Annotated in this window: 18 protein-coding genes and 1 riboswitch; of the genes, 5 read left to right on the forward strand and 13 right to left on the reverse strand. The window is 68.7% G+C overall.

What is annotated here, in order from left to right; all coding sequences use genetic code 11:
• The 6 genes from JWN68_RS01755 to JWN68_RS01780 form a co-directional block, all read right to left on the reverse strand.
• Positions 1-284, reverse strand: a 284-nt coding sequence (locus tag JWN68_RS01755; RefSeq protein WP_297733771.1) for a TCP-1/cpn60 chaperonin family protein, incomplete at its 3' end; no start/stop codon positions are given.
• A gap of 262 nt (positions 285-546) precedes the next feature.
• Positions 547-2,283 carry a pilus assembly protein TadG-related protein gene (locus tag JWN68_RS01760; RefSeq protein WP_297733774.1) on the reverse strand — a complete coding sequence of 579 codons (1,737 nt, stop codon included), beginning with the start codon at positions 2,281-2,283 and terminating at the stop codon, positions 547-549.
• A 68-nt stretch (positions 2,284-2,351) separates the two neighbouring features.
• Positions 2,352-2,993, reverse strand: coding sequence for a TadE/TadG family type IV pilus assembly protein (locus JWN68_RS01765; RefSeq protein WP_297733778.1), 642 nt, complete (start codon positions 2,991-2,993; stop codon positions 2,352-2,354).
• A 134-nt stretch (positions 2,994-3,127) separates the two neighbouring features.
• Entirely contained in the window at positions 3,128-3,988 is an 861-nt protein-coding gene (locus JWN68_RS01770; RefSeq protein ID WP_297733781.1) for a hypothetical protein, read from the reverse strand.
• Positions 3,985-4,824: a hypothetical protein gene (locus tag JWN68_RS01775; RefSeq protein ID WP_297733784.1), complete on the reverse strand. Its 840-nt coding sequence runs from the start codon at positions 4,822-4,824 to the stop codon at positions 3,985-3,987. The genes JWN68_RS01770 and JWN68_RS01775 overlap by 4 nt, the downstream gene beginning before the upstream one ends.
• A 27-nt stretch (positions 4,825-4,851) precedes the next feature.
• Positions 4,852-5,457, reverse strand: coding sequence for a LysE/ArgO family amino acid transporter (locus JWN68_RS01780; RefSeq protein WP_297733787.1), 606 nt, complete (start codon positions 5,455-5,457; stop codon positions 4,852-4,854).
• A gap of 69 nt (positions 5,458-5,526) precedes the next feature.
• Between JWN68_RS01780 and JWN68_RS01785 the strand changes: the two genes are divergently transcribed.
• From JWN68_RS01785 to JWN68_RS01795, 3 genes are all read left to right on the forward strand, one after another.
• The gene (locus tag JWN68_RS01785) at positions 5,527-6,405 is read left to right on the forward strand and encodes an ArgP/LysG family DNA-binding transcriptional regulator (RefSeq protein ID WP_297733791.1); all 879 of its coding nucleotides are present in this window, start codon (positions 5,527-5,529) and stop codon (positions 6,403-6,405) included.
• 69 nt (positions 6,406-6,474) lie between these two features.
• Positions 6,475-7,710, forward strand: a complete 1,236-nt coding sequence (locus JWN68_RS01790) for a DUF2157 domain-containing protein (protein WP_297733793.1) — start codon at positions 6,475-6,477, stop codon at positions 7,708-7,710.
• The gene (locus JWN68_RS01795) at positions 7,707-8,171 is read left to right on the forward strand and encodes a GDYXXLXY domain-containing protein (RefSeq protein ID WP_297733796.1); all 465 of its coding nucleotides are present in this window, start codon (positions 7,707-7,709) and stop codon (positions 8,169-8,171) included. The genes JWN68_RS01790 and JWN68_RS01795 overlap by 4 nt, the downstream gene beginning before the upstream one ends.
• Positions 8,172-8,186: 15 nt before the next feature.
• Here JWN68_RS01795 and JWN68_RS01800 read toward each other — a convergent pair whose 3' ends face one another.
• From JWN68_RS01800 to JWN68_RS01825, 6 genes are all read right to left on the reverse strand, one after another.
• A complete protein-coding gene (locus JWN68_RS01800; RefSeq protein ID WP_297733799.1) occupies positions 8,187-8,627 on the reverse strand; it encodes a DUF6174 domain-containing protein in 441 nt (146 codons plus the stop codon).
• A 63-nt stretch (positions 8,628-8,690) separates the two neighbouring features.
• A complete protein-coding gene (locus JWN68_RS01805) occupies positions 8,691-8,966 on the reverse strand; it encodes a MoaD/ThiS family protein (protein WP_297733802.1) in 276 nt (91 codons plus the stop codon).
• A 24-nt stretch (positions 8,967-8,990) separates the two neighbouring features.
• A complete protein-coding gene (thrC, locus tag JWN68_RS01810) occupies positions 8,991-10,262 on the reverse strand; it encodes a threonine synthase (RefSeq protein ID WP_297733805.1) in 1,272 nt (423 codons plus the stop codon).
• A gap of 13 nt (positions 10,263-10,275) precedes the next feature.
• A riboswitch (SAM riboswitch) is annotated at positions 10,276-10,409 on the reverse strand.
• Between the two features lie 61 nt (positions 10,410-10,470).
• Positions 10,471-11,319 (reverse strand): trehalose-phosphatase, encoded by an 849-nt coding sequence (otsB, locus tag JWN68_RS01815; protein ID WP_297733808.1) that lies wholly within the window; start codon positions 11,317-11,319, stop codon positions 10,471-10,473.
• A gap of 37 nt (positions 11,320-11,356) precedes the next feature.
• Entirely contained in the window at positions 11,357-11,863 is a 507-nt protein-coding gene (locus tag JWN68_RS01820) for a LytR C-terminal domain-containing protein (protein WP_297733811.1), read from the reverse strand.
• 38 nt (positions 11,864-11,901) lie between these two features.
• Complete coding sequence (locus JWN68_RS01825; RefSeq protein WP_297733814.1) at positions 11,902-12,198, reverse strand: DUF3263 domain-containing protein; 297 nt, start codon at positions 12,196-12,198, stop codon at positions 11,902-11,904.
• Positions 12,199-12,355: 157 nt separating this feature from the next.
• Between JWN68_RS01825 and JWN68_RS01830 the strand changes: the two genes are divergently transcribed.
• Positions 12,356-13,798: a trehalose-6-phosphate synthase gene (locus tag JWN68_RS01830; RefSeq protein ID WP_297733817.1), complete on the forward strand. Its 1,443-nt coding sequence runs from the start codon at positions 12,356-12,358 to the stop codon at positions 13,796-13,798.
• A 1-nt stretch (position 13,799) separates the two neighbouring features.
• Here the strand turns inward: JWN68_RS01830 and JWN68_RS01835 are convergent, their stop codons facing one another.
• Positions 13,800-15,338 carry an FMN-binding glutamate synthase family protein gene (locus JWN68_RS01835; protein WP_297733820.1) on the reverse strand — a complete coding sequence of 513 codons (1,539 nt, stop codon included), beginning with the start codon at positions 15,336-15,338 and terminating at the stop codon, positions 13,800-13,802.
• A gap of 74 nt (positions 15,339-15,412) precedes the next feature.
• On the opposite strand from JWN68_RS01835, the gene JWN68_RS01840 reads away from it, so the two are divergent.
• Entirely contained in the window at positions 15,413-16,675 is a 1,263-nt protein-coding gene (locus tag JWN68_RS01840) for an alpha/beta fold hydrolase (protein WP_297733822.1), read from the forward strand.

Genomic DNA, 16,675 nt, shown 5'->3' on the forward strand with positions numbered 1-16,675 from the left:
GCAAGCACGGTTGCCGTCGTCGTACCGTCACCGGCGACGTCGTCGGTCTTCTTCGCGACCTCCTTGACCAGCTCGGCGCCGATCTTCTCGTAGGGGTCCTCGAGCTCGATCTCCTTGGCGATGCTCACACCATCGTTGGTGATGGTGGGCGCGCCCCACTTCTTCTCGAGCACGACGTTGCGACCCTTGGGGCCGAGCGTGACCTTGACCGCGTCGGCGAGGGTGTTCATCCCTCGCTCGAGACCACGGCGGGCCTCCTCGTTGAAAGCAATCAGCTTGGGCATATGTCTCAGACTTCCTTCGTCATGAGTCGGGGGCGGACCGGTGGGCTGCCCGCGACGGACGGTCTCCGCTCTCCGACGAACCATTCCCGTCGGCGCGTGAGACCTCAGCTTCACCAGTCTCGCGTTGGCACTCTCATAGCGAGACTGCCAGCATCATGTTTAGCACTCGACCCCTGAGAGTGCAAACGCTCAAGAGACTCAGACACCTCCGCCCCGGCCGTCCGGCGCAGGGAGGGCACGAGCCAGTGCGCGCCGGCCGGACCTACTCGATGAGCCGGATCGGCTCGCCCTCGACGCGGGCGGTCCAAGTGGTCGCGTCGGTGACCGTGCTTCCAGGGAAGCTCACCTGAGCCCGCCACCAGCATCCACCCGTGCTGGTGCTCTGGCACGAGTACGTGCTTGGGATGGGCACTCGGAGGATCTGCAGCTTGCCGTTGTAGCTCGCGGACGTGATGCCGGAGATCGTGCAGTTCGACAGGGTCCCGTTGGTCACGCCGGTGCCGACGCAATTGGAGACGGAGGTGAGGTTGCTGTCAGCCGGAGGCACCAGGCGCACCGAACCACCGCTGCCGCCCGTGGCCTCACCGACGTCGAAGAAGCTCACCACGAGCGTCTTGTTCTGGGCTGCCGGCACCACGCGCACCAAGTTGAAGGTGGTCGTCGCCGAGTCCGCGTTGGCGTAGATGCGCATCCGCTCGTACGAGGCCACCGACACTGCCCCGGCCGGGGCGTTCGAGATCGCACGAATGCCGAACATGTTGTTGCCATTGCCCTTGACGCTGGTGTCGTCCCCGGCCTGGTTGACGACCGCGTTGTTGCCTGCGTAAGCGCCCGTCGAGTCCAGCGTGGCTCCACTTGGGATGGCCACGTTGTTGCGCACCTGGATGTACCAGTCACCCGCGCGGTTCGGGACGAAGTCGCACATGGTGACCCACTGGTGGAAGACGCGCGCGACGTCGACCTTGTAGTTGCCGCCGCTCGGGTCGTAGAGGTAGTTGAGGTTGGGGTTGCTGTAGCCCGGGTACTGCTTGGTGCACTGTGCCGGCAGGTAAGCCGGTGCGGCGAAGGGGTTCAGCGTGTCGACCGGCTCGCGCAGCGCGAACGAGGTGACGGTCGGGACTTCCGCAGCAGGTGAACCGCTACCGAAGCGCCTGCCGGCGTTGTCGGAGTCACCGGAGCAGAATGAGTTGGCGGCGTTCTTGTATCGCTCATTGGCGTCCGTGGTGCCGAACGGGAACCGGTAGTTCTGCGAGGAGCTGAAGGTCCCGACCGGGCCACCGTTGCACGAACCGCCCCCCGAGTCGACGTAGGCCGGGTCGTAGATCTGCAGCTTGATGTTCTGACCAACCGCGGCCGGTGCGACGCGAACCATGTAGATGAAGCCCCGTGGGTCGTACTCGATGTTGGCGGCACCGGTGCCGTTGCCCGAGCAGCCGTCCTCGCCGCCGCCACACTTGCGGGTCTCGAACTGGGAACCCTGGTCCTTGTACGTCTCCGGTCCGGCGATCGAGCCCCAGAACTGGGGGTTGGTCGAGCAGACAGCGTAGGGAGGCGTTTTCAAGGCGCTGACCTGGGGTCCGAGGGCGGCGCTCCCGGCCGGCTCGTTGCCGAACGTGTTGCACGGACTTCCCATCGGCGCAGGACCGTTGAAGTCCGCGACGGCCGAGCGGGTCAGGGTGCTCGTGTTCACCCCGAACGAACTGGCAAAGAAGTTCTCCACCGTACGGCTGATCGTGACTTTGAGCTGGGTTGGCTTCTCGCCCGGTCCGACCACCACGGTCGTGCCGGAACCGGCGGTGTAGCCGTTGATCGACGCGTACTCCGTCGCCCGGGCCGACGCTGCCGCGAAGTCCTCAGGCATGTAAGTCACCCCGGCCGTAGCAGCAGCGTCTGCGGCGGCTTGGAGCCGCTGGGCCTCGACCCACCAGCGCGCCGTGTCCACGCCGAGGGCGCACAGCGGGAGAGCGAGGAACGCGAACATCAGTGCGCCGATCACCATGGCCGCACCCCGTTCTCCGCGATCGCGGCGACGATGCGAAGCGGTTCTAGTGCTCATGTCTGTGCCCTTCACTGGTGCGCGTTGAACGTGCCGGGCTTGCACCGGTCTTGCTCGAGCGGCTCGAACTGCATGAGCGTGCGCTCTTGGATGATCTTGCTCGCCCCGAAGAAGCCCGAGACCATGCCGTGGGTCACCTGCATCCCCACTCCGACACTGTCCCTCCCAGGATCGTTGAGGCAGGCGTTGACGGACGCCGATGCCCAGCTGCCACTGGCATAGCGGAACTTCGAGAGGCCCGCGTCCCAGATGTACTTCACGCAGTTGCTGCCACATGTCAGCGTTGACTGACCCAGCGGGAAGCCGTTGGCCCCCGGCTCGTAGACGAGGATGAAGTTGATGTCGTTCGTGTCGAGCGCTGTCGCGGTGGTCTGGATGGAGTCAGCGGCCCCCTGGGCGAACGCCGGGACGCTCGCGGGCGAGCACGGCGGCGGGCTGGCGCTCGCGACGCAGGTGCCCGGGCCGCCGTCGGCGGCAGCCGACGCCGTGCGGGCGCCCGTGCGGACCGCACTGCTGACCGATACGTAGTCCTTCATCAGGAAGGCCGACTCCACGATCATGAACATCAAGAGGATGAGCGGCATCGCGATGAGCGCAAACTCCACGGCTGCAGCACCGCGCTCGTCCTTGCGCGCGCGTCGTGAAAGTTGCACGAGGAGTCCTCTGATCAGTGGTCGGGCTGGCCGCCGGAGATGGCGAGCGTGCCCATTAACCCAAACTCCGAGGATAGGGGCAGGCGAATCGATGCGATCCCCCCGAACGAGTCATTCGGCCTAGTCCATTCGTGCTAGGCGAGTCGGGCGGCCACCAGTTCTGCGAAGCGTTCGGCGTTGCTCGGCAGGACGTCGAGGTAGAGCCCTGGCTCGATGAGCTCGAGCTCGGAGACGACCCACTCGTCGGCGTACGAGAGGAGGTCGACCCGGACGTAGTCGAGCTCGCGCCCGAAGCGCTGTGTCAGCCAGTCGTTGGCGGTGAGGGCCACGGACGCGATCGAGGCGTCGATCGGCACCGGCCGCGAGGCTCCGCCGAACTCCTCGTGCACCCGCACCTCACCACCCGCTGGCAGCTTGCCGACCTGCGAGATCACCCGGCCGGCCAGCACGAAGACCGACACTTCACCACGCGTGCGCACCGACTCCACGAGTGGCTGCGCGATCCAGGGACCGCCGACCGGCTCGTACGTCGGGTGGCTCTGGATGGGCGTCCCCAGACGGGAGTCGAGGGGGTCGCTGACGACGATGAGACCGGCGCCACCGGCACTGACCCGAGGCTTGACGACGGCCGTCCCGAACTCGGCGATGGCCGCGGCGAACTCGGGTGGCGTCGAGGCGAGTCGGGTCGGCACGACCGGCAACGGGTCGAGGTCGGTGAGGTAGGCCTTGTCGTGGTTCCACTCGAAGACGTCCGCGCCGTTGAGCAGCCGGGACTGGTCGAGCGACCGGGTCCACCGGAGGAACTCCTCGGCGCGGGTGGCGTAGTCCCAGGTCGCCCGGACCACTACGAGCGACGCTCCGGCCCAGTCGACGTCCGGGTCGTCCCACGGCACCCAGGCGAAGTCGATGTCGCGGGCGGCCAGGGCCCCGTCGAGCGCCTCGAAGCCCGGCTCGCCGTCGGGCAGGTCGGCACAGGTCGCGAGCAGGACCGTCACCTGGCCTCCTCATGATCCTCGTGGGCGGGGTCGTCGTTGCTGCCGTGGAAGGTGTGTGCGGCCGTGTCGCGGTTGCTGCCCTCGACGTTGTCACCCTTCTCGATGACCACGAGGTTGTGATAGCAGTGCACGGCCTTGACGTGCCGGTCGGTGAAGCTCGGCTCGTAGCCCTCGACGAGGAACTCCTCGAAGTTCAGGCCGTCGACCAGGTCCTTGACCAGGTCCATCGAGGTGCCGGGAGCCCTCGGGTCCACGGCTCCGCCCCACGCCGGCCAGTAGGAGGTCTGGATGTCCTCGATGCAGTAGATCGCGCCGTCGGGGAGCAGCGGGAAGAGGATGGCGAACGTGGCGCGGACGTGCTCGGGGATGTGGCTGCCGTCGTCGATCACCACGAGCGGCGCGCCCTGCTCCTCCACGATGCGCTGCAAGATGACCGGATCCGTCTGGTCGCCGAGGTAGGTCGTGATGTGCCCCCCGTCGAGGAACGACTTGTCCTCGATGTCGAGACCGACGACGCGGGCGCGTGGGAAGAACCAGCGCCACATCCTCAGCGACGCGCCGCTCCGCCGCTTCCGGGAATAGCCACCGATGCCGATCTCGAGCAACGTGAACTTGTCGCCACGCAGGTGCTGGAGGTGCCGCTCGTAGTGGGGGGTGTAGCGGTGCACGCCCCACTTGTCGGTGCCGAACTCGACCGCGAGCTCCGTCAGGTCGAGCGCCATCAGCCGCTCGCGTCGCTCGACCTTCTGAGCGGCGCCGGAGGCGGGGCGCGGCGCCGGGCGCAGCCGCTTCACGGCGCGGCGTCCGACGTGGACAACGGAGTCGCGGAGAGGCACGATCGAGACCCTAGCCCCGGACGCGGATCAGCCGAGCGCCAGGCTCAGCGCGATCAGCGTCATGACGACAGCGATGGACGCATCGAGAACCCGCCAGGCGATCGGCCTCGCGAAGACGGGGGCGAGCCTGCGTGCGCCGTACCCGAGGCCGAAGAACCAGCCCACGCTCGCCAGGACGGCTCCCGCGGCAAAGACCCAGCGGCCGTCGTCGCCGTGCTGGTTGGCGATGGACCCGACGAGCAGGACCGTGTCGAGGTAGACGTGGGGGTTCAGGAAGGTCAGCGCCGCCGCAGTCGTGAGTGTCGCGGCCAGGGTGGTCCCGGTCCCGTCCTCCGCCGCGCGCAGGGCGTCGGGTCGGACCGCTCGCCGGAGGGCGACGAGCGCATAGCCGAGGAGGAACACGACCCCGCCCCACTTGACGACGTCCAGCACGACCGGTGCGCGTTCGACGACCGTGCCGATGCCCAGCACTCCGGCGACGACCAGGAGAGCGTCGGAGACGGCGCACAGCCCGGCCACCGCCCCCACGTGCTCGCGGCGGATGCCCTGTCGGAGCACGAACGCGTTCTGCGCGCCGATGGCCACGATGAGAGAGAGGCCAGTGACGAGGCCGGCGAGAAGGGGGGTGAGCACCCCTTGAGGCTAGAGCTCACCACTGATTGAATCCAGCGAAAGAAACTCCACATCCGTTAGCATCGCTTCATGTACGACCGCGCCCAGCTGGCCGCCCTCGCAGCGGTGGTCACGGGGGGGTCCTTCGAGGCGGCCGCCCGCGAGCTCCATCTCACACCCTCCGCCGTCTCCCAGCGCGTGCGTGCGCTGGAGAACGCGGCCGGAGCAGTGCTGGTGCAAAGGACCCGCCCGTGCGCGGCGACCAGTGCCGGCGAGCACCTCGTCCGTCTCGCCCGCCAGGTGGCCGACCTGGAGGCCGACACCGATGCCGAGCTCCGTCACCACGACACCCGACCCACCCTGGCCATCGCTGCCAACGCCGACTCGGTCTCGACCTGGTTCGTCGCGGCCCTGCGAGCAGCCGGGGACGCCACAGGAGCGAGCTTCGACGTCCGGGTCGACGACGAGAACCACACCGCCGCCCTCCTGCGGGCAGGGGCCGTCATGGGCGCCGTGACGACCGCCGGGGACGTGGTGCAGGGCTGTCGCGCCGTGTCGATCGGGTCGCTCAGATATCGGGCGGTGGCCGCCCCCGACCTCGGGATCACGGACATCGCCACCCTCGTGACCGCTCCCCGCGCGAAGTTCCACGCGACCGACGACCTGCCCGACCGGCTGGTCGCAAAGGCCACGCGACGGGCGCTCACCGGACAGGTCCACACCGTCACCGCCGGCGACGGCTACCTGGCAGCGATCCGAGCCGGACTCGGGTGGGGCGCCGTGCCGGAGCTCCTCGCGGCCGAGCACCTGGCCAGCGGGTCGCTGGTCGAGGTCGCCGGCGGACGGCACCTCGACGTACCCCTGCACTGGCAGCACTGGCGCATCGCCTCCACCGCCCTCGTCGCCCTGTCCGACGCCGTGGTCACGACTGCTCGCACGCACCTCGTCCGGCCACGGCGGCGAAGCTGACCCGAACGCGCTACTCGGGTGGGGGCGCGTACTCAGGCGGGAGGGGGCGCGAGGGGCCACCATGAGCCTATGGACACCATGCAGACCAAGCAGCGCCAGCACCCCGTGAGCAGTGAGCACTACCGCTGGCTGCGTCGTGAGGTCGTCGAGTGGCAGACCGAGGGCCTCGTGGACGCAGACACTGCGCAGGCGATCACCGGTCGCTATCTCGACGCGGGGACCTCCCACCGCCGCTTCTCGCTCGGCCGACTGCTGCTCTTCCTCGGTGGCGCCTTCGTGGGCGTCGGACTGATCTGGCTGGTGGCCGCGAACGTGGACGAGCTGCCGCCGATGCTGCGCTTCGTCGCCGTCGCGGCCATCTGGCTGGCGCTCATCGCGGCCGCCGAGCTGACCCCGGCCACGGGGTCGGTGCGGGGAGCGCTGCGGCTGATGGCATCGCTCGCCTTCGGAGCAGTGGTCTTCCAAGCAGCCCAGTCCTTGCAGGTCCCGGCCTACTCCCCCGCACTGGTCGGCTTCTGGGCGGCCGGGGCGCTGGCGTACGCCTACGGCTTCCGAGCCCTCATGCCGCTCGTGGTCGGAGTCATCACCGGCGTCGGGTGGTGGGTCTCGCAACCGCTGTGGGACGACGGCACCGCCGCCGGGGCTGTCGTCGCCTTCGGTACGGCCGGGGTGGCGGCCATCTCGTTGGCCGTGGTCCACGATCGCGGGCTCACCCGCTTCGGACAGGTATGGCGATCGGTCGGTGCCTTGCTCGGCATGGTCACCCTGTTCGTCGCCGCCGTGCCCTCCACCACCACCGACGACTTCGCCTGGAACGGCTGGCTGGTCGGCTCGCTCGTCGTGGCGGCCGCACTTGTCGCCGCGGCCCTGGTGATCGTGCGCGGCCGGGCCCGTCTGGAACCCCTGGTCGCCGTCGCCGCCCTGGCTGCGGCCGTCCTGATGGTGCTCTGGGACACCGGCACGGACACCTCGGACGTCAACGCTGCCGACTGGGCCCACGCCGCGGTCAGCGTCGTCGCCTTCGTCGCCCTGGCCGTCGCCCTTGTCGCGATCGGCACCCTGCGGGACAACCCGGTGCTTACCGTGATCGCCATGGTCGGCCTCGTGATCTTCACGACCTTCCAGAGCTTCGCGGTGTTCGCCGCCATCGTCGAGGGGGCCTGGCTGTTCCTCGTGCTCGGCCTCGTCTTCCTGGCAACCGGCTTCCTCTTCGACCGAGCCCGACGCGAGATCGTCGCCTCGCTCGAGGACGCCCGCGAGGGCGACACGCAGCAGGACACCCACCAGGAAGGAACAGGACGATGAAGAAGATCGTCACGCTCGCCGTCGTCGTCGCAGTCCAGGCCACCCTTGTCGGCGCCGCCGTCGCCCCCCAGCTGTCGGCCCGCGCCACCGGCGACACCTATGCCTTCAACGTCGCCCCGGTCGATCCGATCGACCCGTTTCGGGGCGCCTACGTCAGGTTGGGCTACCCGGACCTGCAGCGAGCCGAGACTCTCTCCTACGGCGACGGGCCGGTCTACATCACGCTCGTCGAGGAGGACGGGGTCATGGTCGCCGACGACTACCAGCGCCAGCGCCCTTCCGGTGACCAGCCCTACCTGGCGTGCGAGGACGGCTGGCAGGTCCGGTGCGGGATCGAGAGCCTGTTCCTCTCCCAGGACGACGCAGCCGCCATGGATGAGGTGCTCGGCGACGGAGCGATCGCCGAGGTGCGCGTCGACGGGCGGGGCCACGCCGCGCTCATCGACGTACGAGCCCCGTGACGCCCGCGCGAGCCGTCAGAGTCGACTGAGGCTGACGGAGTAGTAGGACTCCTCGTCGGCCGCGAGCTCCTCCGGGTCGATCGTGATCGACTTGGGCACGCCGCGCGGGGTGTAGGTCACCTCGACGTGGTCGGCGGTGGCGTGGGCTTCGCGAACCATCTCGAACAGCTGGTCCATGGAGTGGCCCTTGCGGTGGGCCAGACGCTTGTCGCCCTGGGTCACCTTGCGCACCTCGCCGTCGCGGACCACGGTGCGGATGGCAGGGATGGTCGGACAGAAGCAGCTCAGCTTGACCGTGGTCGTGTAGTCGTCGATGCCCTTCGCCTCCCAGTCTTGCCAGGCGGCCACGAGCTCCGGGTCGTCGGTGGGTGCCGGCTCGAAGCCCTGGGCGTGCGCCGCCGCCGGCACGGAGGTCAGGGCGAGGGCGAGGAGCAGGGCACGGACCGTGGTCTTCATGGGAGTCATGGTCGCTTGGACGCGGCGCTCGGTCCAGCGGTTCCTGGGGCGTACGGCGACCTGTCAGCCGCCCGCGACCGCCGGGATCACCGAGATCTGGGTGCCGTCCGGGGTGGGCGTGTCGAGATTGTCCAGGAACCGCACGTCGTCGTTGCCGACGTAGACGTTGACGAAGCGCCGCAAGTTGCCCGCCTCGTCGAGCACCCGGCCCTTGATGCCGGAGTAGCTCGCGTCCAGGTCGTCGAGCACGGCCGCGAGGTTGTCGCCCTGGGCACTGACCTCGGACTCGCCGTTGGTGTAGGTGCGCAGGATGGTCGGGATTCGGACCGAGACGGCCATGGAGGTCTCCTAGAGAGAAGGTGGCTAGACGAGGTTGGCGGCGGTGAAGGCAGAGTAGGTCGGCTCGATGGTCGCGGCGGCGCTCACCCGGTCGGAGACGGCATCGAGGGTCTTGAGGCCGTGGCCGGTGTTGATCACGACCGTCTCGAGGGTGGTGTCGAGCTGACCCGTCTCGACGAGCTTCTTCAGCACGCCCACGGTGGTGCCGCCCGCGGTCTCGGTGAAGATGCCTTCGGTGCGTGCCAGCAGCACGATCGCGGCGCGTACCTCGTCGTCGCTGATGTCCTCCACCGCACCGCCGGTGCGGCGGCAGACATCGAGGACGTAGATCCCGTCGGCGGGGTTGCCGATGGCCAGGCTCTTGGCGATGGTGTCGGGCTTGACCGGACGGATGGCGTCGGTGGCGGCCTTGTACGCGACGCTGACCGGGGAGCAACCGGTGGCCTGGGCGCCGTACACCCGGTAGGGCTTGTCCTCGACGAGCCCGAGCTTGATGAGCTCCTGGAACGACTTGTCGACCTTCGTCAGCTGCGAGCCAGAGGCCACCGGGATGACGATCTGGTCGGGCAGGCGCCAGCCGAGCTGCTCGGCGATCTCGTAGCCGAGGGTCTTGGATCCCTCGGCGTAGAAGGGACGCACGTTGACGTTGACGAACGCCCAGCCCTCCTCCTCGCCGGCGATCTCCGAGGCGAGCTTGTTGACGTCGTCGTAGTTGCCGTTGACGGCGACGAGCCGGTCGGTGAAGACGGCCGAGTTGACCTGCTTGGGCTGCTCGAGGTTGCTCGGGATGAAGACCACGGTCTTGATCCCGGCTCGCGCCCCCGCCGCGGCGACCGCGTTGGCGAGGTTGCCCGTGGAGGGGCAGGCGAAGACCTTGGCCCCGAGCTCGCGGGCTGCACTGAGGGCGCAGGCCACGACCCGGTCCTTGAACGAGTTGGTCGGGTTGGTGGAGTCGTCCTTGACCCAGAGGTTGTCGATGCCCAGCTCGCGCCCGAGGTTGTCCGCCTTGAGCAGGCGGGTGAAGCCCGGCTCCATGTTGGGACTCTGCTCGATGTCGCTCGGGACGGGCAGCAGAGCCTTGTAGCGCCAGATGTTGGCCGGACCTGCCGCGATCTCCTCGCGGGTCACGTGCGGGAAGTTGTAGGCGACCTCCAGCGGACCGAAGCACTCCGGACACGCGTAGTGCGGACCGAGGTCGACCTCGTGGCTGCACTCGCGGCACACCAGGACGCGGGCATTGCCGAAGGCTCCAGCGCGGAACGTCTTCGAGGGGGCGGTTTCTGCAACGACAGACATGACGAAGTCCTCCTTCTCATCGACCCCGGGCGACTTTCGCGCCGGGACGGAATTGGCACCGTTTCCGCGACTGCCGCAGGCGACAGGAGGTTCGTGGCGGTTGCCGGGACTTCGTCGGGCCGTTCCCTCAGTCCCTCGTGATGAGGCCTTCAGAGTAGACAGGCCGTCTCAGCATGTGCACATCGTGTCCACATGCTGGCGGAGGGGTTCAGGCCCGCTGGACCTCGCCGGCATCGACGATGAGCTGCCGCAGCAGCTCGAGCACGCCGTCGGGACCGGGCACGGTCACGTCGGCAAGCGGCATGAGGGCGGACTCCTCGTCGGAGGCCGCGTAGACCAGCAGCGTGGCGATTCCCCGGTCCCTCAGCGCAGCAACGGCCTCGAACGCCTCGACGTCGCCGAGGTCGTCACCTGCGTAGAGGAAACCGCCTGCCGCCTGTTCCTTGACCAGGGTCTCCACGGCGTGGCCCTTGTGCTGACCGGGGGCCCGCACCTCGATCACGTTGCGTCCCGGCTCGACGACCAGGCCGTGCGTCTGGGCCAGCTCGGTGATCGGGGGCAGCAGTCGCTCGTAGGCCGCCGCGGGGTCCTCGAGACGACGCGTGTGTACGGCGACCGCCAGCCCCTTCTCCTCGACGAACGCATCGGCGGCGTCACTGCGCCGCAACAGTGCCGGAAGCTCGCGGCCGAAGCTGGCCAACCCGTGCGGCGGGCGGGGAGACACCACCCGCCGGTTCGTGGACGACCAGCGCTCGTTGCCGTACTGCCCGAAGATGAAGAGCTCCTTGCCGTGCTGGCCGATCGCGTCGCCCACCTCGTCGAGCCCTCCCAGGGCGAGCGCCTGACGAGCCGGACGACCCGTGACCACTGCGACCGCGCGCACGACGTCACTCAGGTCGACCAGGACCTGGGGCGCCGAGGTGTGGATGTGCGCCTGGGCCGGGTCCTCGACGATGGGCGACAGGACGCCGTCGAAGTCCAGCCCGACGACCACTTCGCCGACGCGTGCGACGAGGTCGGCATATCGCTGCTCGGCTTCCGGGGAGGTGAACTCCATGAGGAGAGCCAATCACGAGGGCCGGCTCAGGCCTCCATCAGGCGGCGTCGCCCGTCAGCACGATCGTGAGCCGGTCCATCTTCATCGGTTCGACCGCCAACGCCGTGCGGGTGATGCCGAGGTCAAGCGCCAGCTGCTTCGCAGCGGCCTGCAGTCGCTGGGGGTGGTAGACGGTGGACGCCGGTATGGCGCCGTACCAGTTGTCCTCGCCCACGACCTGCCAACCGACCTGGGTCGCCTTGGCGGCCGTGGTGGCCGCGAGGCCCTTGATCCCGGAGTTGTTGTAGACCTCGACGTAGACCTCGCCGCGCTTGACGACCGGCTGTGGCTTGGGCTTCTTGGTCGGCGGGAGCACCGTCGCCTCAGGCGTCTCGACGGGAGTCGCGGACGCGGTGGTGATCTTGCGCTCGGTCGGCGGTGCGTCGCGGGTGGCGGCGAACGTGAAGCCGGCCATCGCGATCGCGATGACACTGAACATCACCAGCGGGGAGGGAAAAGCGGCACCCCGCTCGGAGCGGGAGCGACGTGCGGGTGATGCGGTCATGGGTGCCTCGCTGGGGGAAGTAGGCGCGAACACGTGGGTCAGACCTCGAACCCGAGGCGGCGAGCCGAGCGCTGACGCTGGCGAGAGGCGCGCAGCCGGCGAAGGCGTCGCACGAGCAGGGGGTCGGCCTCGAGGGCCTCGGGACGGTCGATGAGGGCGTTGAGCACCTGGTAGTAGCGGGTGGAGCCCATGTCGAACTTCTCGCGGACCGCCTGCTCCTTGGCGCCGGCGAACTTCCACCAGTGGCGCTCGAACTCGAGGATGTCGCGATCGCGCTGGCTCAGACCGGGGGTGCCGTCACCCTCGGGTGAGACGTATACGTTCGCGGCGTCCATGGCACAGCTCCTGACTGGGGGTTTCCTGCTCCCCCACTGTAGGCGACGAACAACACCCATGTCATTCGCTCCCGGCGAGTCGTCGCCACCTGTGGGTGAGTCGGGCCCCCACCCTCTGGGTGAGTCGGACACCGAAGCGGCCGGTTAGGGTGGAAATGTGTCTCAACCCCGGCTCGCCGACCTCGTGATCGTTGCCAATCGACTGCCGGTGGACCGCGTGACCATGCCCGACGGGGACTCGGACTGGCGTCGGTCCCCCGGCGGCCTCGTCTCCGCCCTGGAGCCGGTGATGCGCGCCCACGACGGCGCCTGGATCGGCTGGCCGGGATCGACCGACGACGCCGACCTGGAGCCCTTCGTCGAGGACGGCCTCCAGCTGGTGCCGGTGCACCTGAGCGAGCAGGAGGTCGAGGAGTTCTACGAAGGCTTCTCGAACGGCACCCTGTGGCCGCTCTACCACGACCTGGTGGCCAAGCCGGGGTTCCACCGGGAGTGGTGGGACTCCTACGTCCGGGTCAACCAGCGCTTCGCCGAGCGGGCTGCGGAGGTCTCCGCCGAGGGCGCGACCGTGTGGGTGCAGGACTACCAGCTCCAGCTGGTGCCACAGATGCTCCGCGAGCTCCGCCCCGACCTGCGGATCGGCTTCTACCTCCACATCCCCTTCCCGCCCGCCGAGCTGTTCAGCCAGCTGCCGTGGCGTCGACAGATCCTCGAGGGACTCCTGGGAGCCGACCTGATCGGCTTCCAGCTGCCCGGCGGGGCGGGCAACTTCGTGCGCCTGGTCCGGGGCCGCGTCGGGCACAAGACGCACCGAGACCTCGTCTACCTGCCGGACGGCCGCACGGTGAAGGCCTGCGCGTTCCCGATCTCCATCGACGCGGCCGGGTTCATCGAGCTCGCTCGCACACCTGCGGTCCAGGATCGGGCCAAGGAGATCCGCGAGGCGCTCGGCAACCCGCGCAAGGTCTTCCTCGGCATCGACCGGCTCGACTACACCAAGGGCATCTACCCCCGACTGCGTGCCTTCGCCGAGCTGATCGCCGACGGCCTGCTCGACGTCGAGGACGTCGTCTTCGTGCAGGTGGCGACACCCTCGCGCGAGCGGGTCGAGGAATACCGCATCCTGCGCGACGAGATCGACCGGCTGGTCGGCCGGATCAACGGAGACCTCGGCCGGATCGGCCGTCCGGCGATCTCGTACCTGCACTCGTCCTACCCGCGCGAGGAGATGGCCGCTCTCTATCGCGCCGCGGACATCATGGTCGTGACGCCCTACCGCGACGGCATGAACCTCGTGGCCAAGGAATACGTCGCCTGTCGCTACGACGACGACGGCGCCCTCGTGCTGTCGGAGTTCGCCGGAGCGGCACACGAGCTGCGCCAGGCCTATCTGGTCAATCCCTACGACATCAACGGCATGAAGGCCTCGCTCATGGAGGCCTATCACGCGCCGCCCAAGGAGACCACGCGGCGGATGCGCGCCATGCGCAAGCAGGTCGTCGACAACGACGTCAGCGCATGGGCCAAGAGCTTCCTCTCCGCGCTCGCCGACATCCGGCCCGAGCACGGCAAGACCGTGCGGCCCGCCCGGGGGGAATGACTCAGCCGGGGTGGTGGGCGTGGGTGCCAGCCATGATCGCGGTGATCTCAGCTGCGAGCTCCGGGCCCACCGTGCCCCAGTTGCGCCCGTAGCCGTAGACCTCGCGCATGGGCTGGGACGACTGCAGCCCGTCGATGAGGTCGATGTCGTCGGCCGTGATCAGGGCGGGATGAGCGACTCCCACGGCCTCGGAGACCTTGAGCAGGTCGCGGCGCAGGGTCTTGACGTAGTTGGCCACGCGTACCGACTTCGACGCTGGGTCGAGGCCGTGCATGAGCCAGGGCTGCTGGGTGGCCACCCCGGTCGGGCACTCGTCGGTATGGCACTTCTGGGCCTGGATGCAGCCGATGGCCAACATCGCCTCCCGGCCGACGTTGACCATGTCGCAGCCGAGGGCGAAGGCGACCAGGGCGTTGTCGGGCAGCCCGAGCTTGCCCGCGCCGATGAAGGTGATGTCGTCGGTGAGCCCAGCCTCGGCGAAGCGCTTGTAGACCTTGGAGAACCCCACTCGAAACGGGAAGGACACCGAATCGGCGAACACCAGAGGCGCTGCGCCGGTGCCACCCTCGCCGCCGTCGATGTTGATGAAGTCGAGCATCCGCTCCGGGCTCATGGCCGCGATGAGGTCGTCCCAGAAGTCCATGTTGCCGACGGCGCTCTTGATGCCGACGGGCAGACCCGTGGCGTCGGCGACCATCTCGACGAAGTCCAGCATCGAGTCGACGTCGTGGAAGACCTTGTGCCGGCTCGGTGACGCGCAGTCGACCCCAGCGGGGATCCCGCGGATCTCGGCGATCTCCTCGGTGACCTTGACCCCGGGCAGCATGCCGCCCAGGCCGGGCTTGGCGCCCTGGGAGAGCTTGATCTCGATCATCCGGATGGGCGCTCCTGCGCACAGGTCCACCAGGCGTTGGAGGTCGAAGACCCCATCGGCATCGCGGCAGCCGAAATAGGCCGTGCCGATCTGGAAGACGAGGTCACCGCCCTGGCGGTGGTACGGCGACAACGCACCCTCGCCGGTGTTCTGCATGCAGCCCGCGAGCGCGGCGCCCTTGTTCAGCGCCTCGATGGCGTTGCTGCTCAGCGAGCCGTAGCTCATCCCCGAGATGTTGACGATGGACTCCGGTCGGAACGCCTTGGCGCGTCGCCGCGGCCCGCCGATGACCTTGACGCACGGGAGGGGGGTCTCCTCGCCGGTGTGGGCGTGGGTGGAAGGGGCGACGTCGGAGAACGTGCGCTGCTTGATGATCGGATAGCCGGTGTGGCCCTCGAGGTCGTTGTCGGTGCCGAAGCCGAAGTAGTTGTTCTGCAGCTTCGAGCTCGCGTAGACCCAGCGCCGCTGGTCGCGGCTGAAGGGTCGTTCCTCGTCGTTGCCGGTGACGATGTACTGCCGCAGCTCGGGGCCGATGGTCTCGAGCATGTAGCGCAGGTTGGCGATGACCGGGAAGTTGCGCTTGAGGGCGTGTTCCTTCTGCGTAAGGTCTCGCACGGCCACCGCACCGACAGCTGCCGCACCCAGGGCGGCGAGAGTCTTCATCATGTGTTCTGTCTAGTCCTGCCGTCACGCTTGGGCAACATCCCCGGGGCGAGGGACCCGGCGTATCTTCTGAGCCCATGGACCTCCTCCCGCCCAAACCCGACCAGCTGGTCTCGGCTGCGACCAACGTCGCCCACAAGCTGCTATACGGGGGACTGGCGGACCTGCGGCCGATGCCGCGGACCCTGATCGACGACGGGGAGCTGCGGGAGGTCTACCACTACCGGCCGGCAGCGCGCGTGGTCGAGTCGGGCGATCCGATCCTGCTCGTGACGCCGCTGGCCGCCCCCGCCCTGTGCTTCGACCTGCGCCGCGGCTGCTCGCTGGTCGAGCACTTCGTCACCCGCGGTCGACGGACCTACCTCGTCGAGTACGGCCAGGTGTCCTTTCGCAACCGCGGGCTGGGCATGGAGCACTGGGTCGACGAGGTCCTGCCCGCCGCGATCAACGCCGTCTCCGGGCATGCCGGCGGCCGTCCGGTGCACGTGATCGGGTGGAGCCTGGGGGGCATCTTCACGATGCTCACCGCCGCCGACCAACCGACGCTGCCGATCGCTTCGCTGACGGTGGTCGGCTCGCCCGTCGACGTACGCAAGGTGCCTCTGGTCGCTCCGATGCGGCCGCTGCTCAACCTCACCGAGGGCCGCGGTGGCATCACTCGCGCCTACCAGGCGCTCGGCGGGGTGCCGACGCCGCTCGTGAAGTGGGCCTTCCAGCTCGCCAGCGTACAGAAGATGCTCACCAAGCCGCTCGCCGTGGCGACCCACCTGGACGACGCCGACTACCTCGCCCAGCTCGAGGCCGTGGACCGCTTCATGGCCAACATGATCGCCTACCCCGGCCGCAGCTTCGGTCAGCTCTACCACCGCATGATCAAGGGCAACGCACTCGTCGAGGGGTCCATGCCGTTCGATGACCGCACCATCGAGCTCGCCGACATCAAGGCGCCCGTGCTCGTGTTCGGCGGGGCCACCGATGGGATCGCCCCGATCAAGGCGGTCAAGGCGGTCGTGCCCCTCCTGACCGGCTCGAGGGAGGTGCGTTTCGAGATCGTGCCGGGGGGTCACCTCGGGATGCTGACCGGCAGGGCAGCGCGCGACTCGACGTGGCGGGTGATGGACGAGTGGATCGAGAAGTGGTCGAGCACCAGTCCCGCGCCGTCCGCGAAGAAGACGACTGCCAAGAAGACCACGACGAAGAAGGCGGCACCCAAGAAGACGACTGCCAAGAGGTCCACCGCGAAGAAGTCGCCTGCGAAGAAGGCGGCGGCGCCCGAGTCCATCGGGGCCAACCCGGTGCGGCGCTACGGCTCGGCCGGGTCCCGATCGCTCAGGTCCTGA

The sequence above is a fragment of the Nocardioides sp. genome (assembly GCF_025964975.1).
Lineage (GTDB): Bacteria > Actinomycetota > Actinomycetes > Propionibacteriales > Nocardioidaceae > Nocardioides.

What these genes read in the sequence shown, in the direction of transcription:
- JWN68_RS01800 (WP_297733799.1), bottom strand. Translation starts at nt 8,627, where the DNA reads ATGAAGACCACGGTCCGTGCCCTGCTCCTCGCCCTCGCCCTGACCTCC.
- JWN68_RS01795 (WP_297733796.1), top strand. Translation starts at nt 7,707, where the DNA reads ATGAAGAAGATCGTCACGCTCGCCGTCGTCGTCGCAGTCCAGGCCACC.
- otsB (WP_297733808.1), bottom strand. Translation starts at nt 11,319, where the DNA reads ATGGAGTTCACCTCCCCGGAAGCCGAGCAGCGATATGCCGACCTCGTC.
- JWN68_RS01790 (WP_297733793.1), top strand. Translation starts at nt 6,475, where the DNA reads ATGGACACCATGCAGACCAAGCAGCGCCAGCACCCCGTGAGCAGTGAG.
- JWN68_RS01805 (WP_297733802.1), bottom strand. Translation starts at nt 8,966, where the DNA reads ATGGCCGTCTCGGTCCGAATCCCGACCATCCTGCGCACCTACACCAAC.
- JWN68_RS01835 (WP_297733820.1), bottom strand. Translation starts at nt 15,338, where the DNA reads ATGATGAAGACTCTCGCCGCCCTGGGTGCGGCAGCTGTCGGTGCGGTG.
- JWN68_RS01785 (WP_297733791.1), top strand. Translation starts at nt 5,527, where the DNA reads ATGTACGACCGCGCCCAGCTGGCCGCCCTCGCAGCGGTGGTCACGGGG.
- JWN68_RS01760 (WP_297733774.1), bottom strand. Translation starts at nt 2,283, where the DNA reads ATGGTGATCGGCGCACTGATGTTCGCGTTCCTCGCTCTCCCGCTGTGC.
- JWN68_RS01825 (WP_297733814.1), bottom strand. Translation starts at nt 12,198, where the DNA reads ATGGACGCCGCGAACGTATACGTCTCACCCGAGGGTGACGGCACCCCC.
- JWN68_RS01840 (WP_297733822.1), top strand. Translation starts at nt 15,413, where the DNA reads ATGGACCTCCTCCCGCCCAAACCCGACCAGCTGGTCTCGGCTGCGACC.
- thrC (WP_297733805.1), bottom strand. Translation starts at nt 10,262, where the DNA reads ATGTCTGTCGTTGCAGAAACCGCCCCCTCGAAGACGTTCCGCGCTGGA.
- JWN68_RS01820 (WP_297733811.1), bottom strand. Translation starts at nt 11,863, where the DNA reads ATGACCGCATCACCCGCACGTCGCTCCCGCTCCGAGCGGGGTGCCGCT.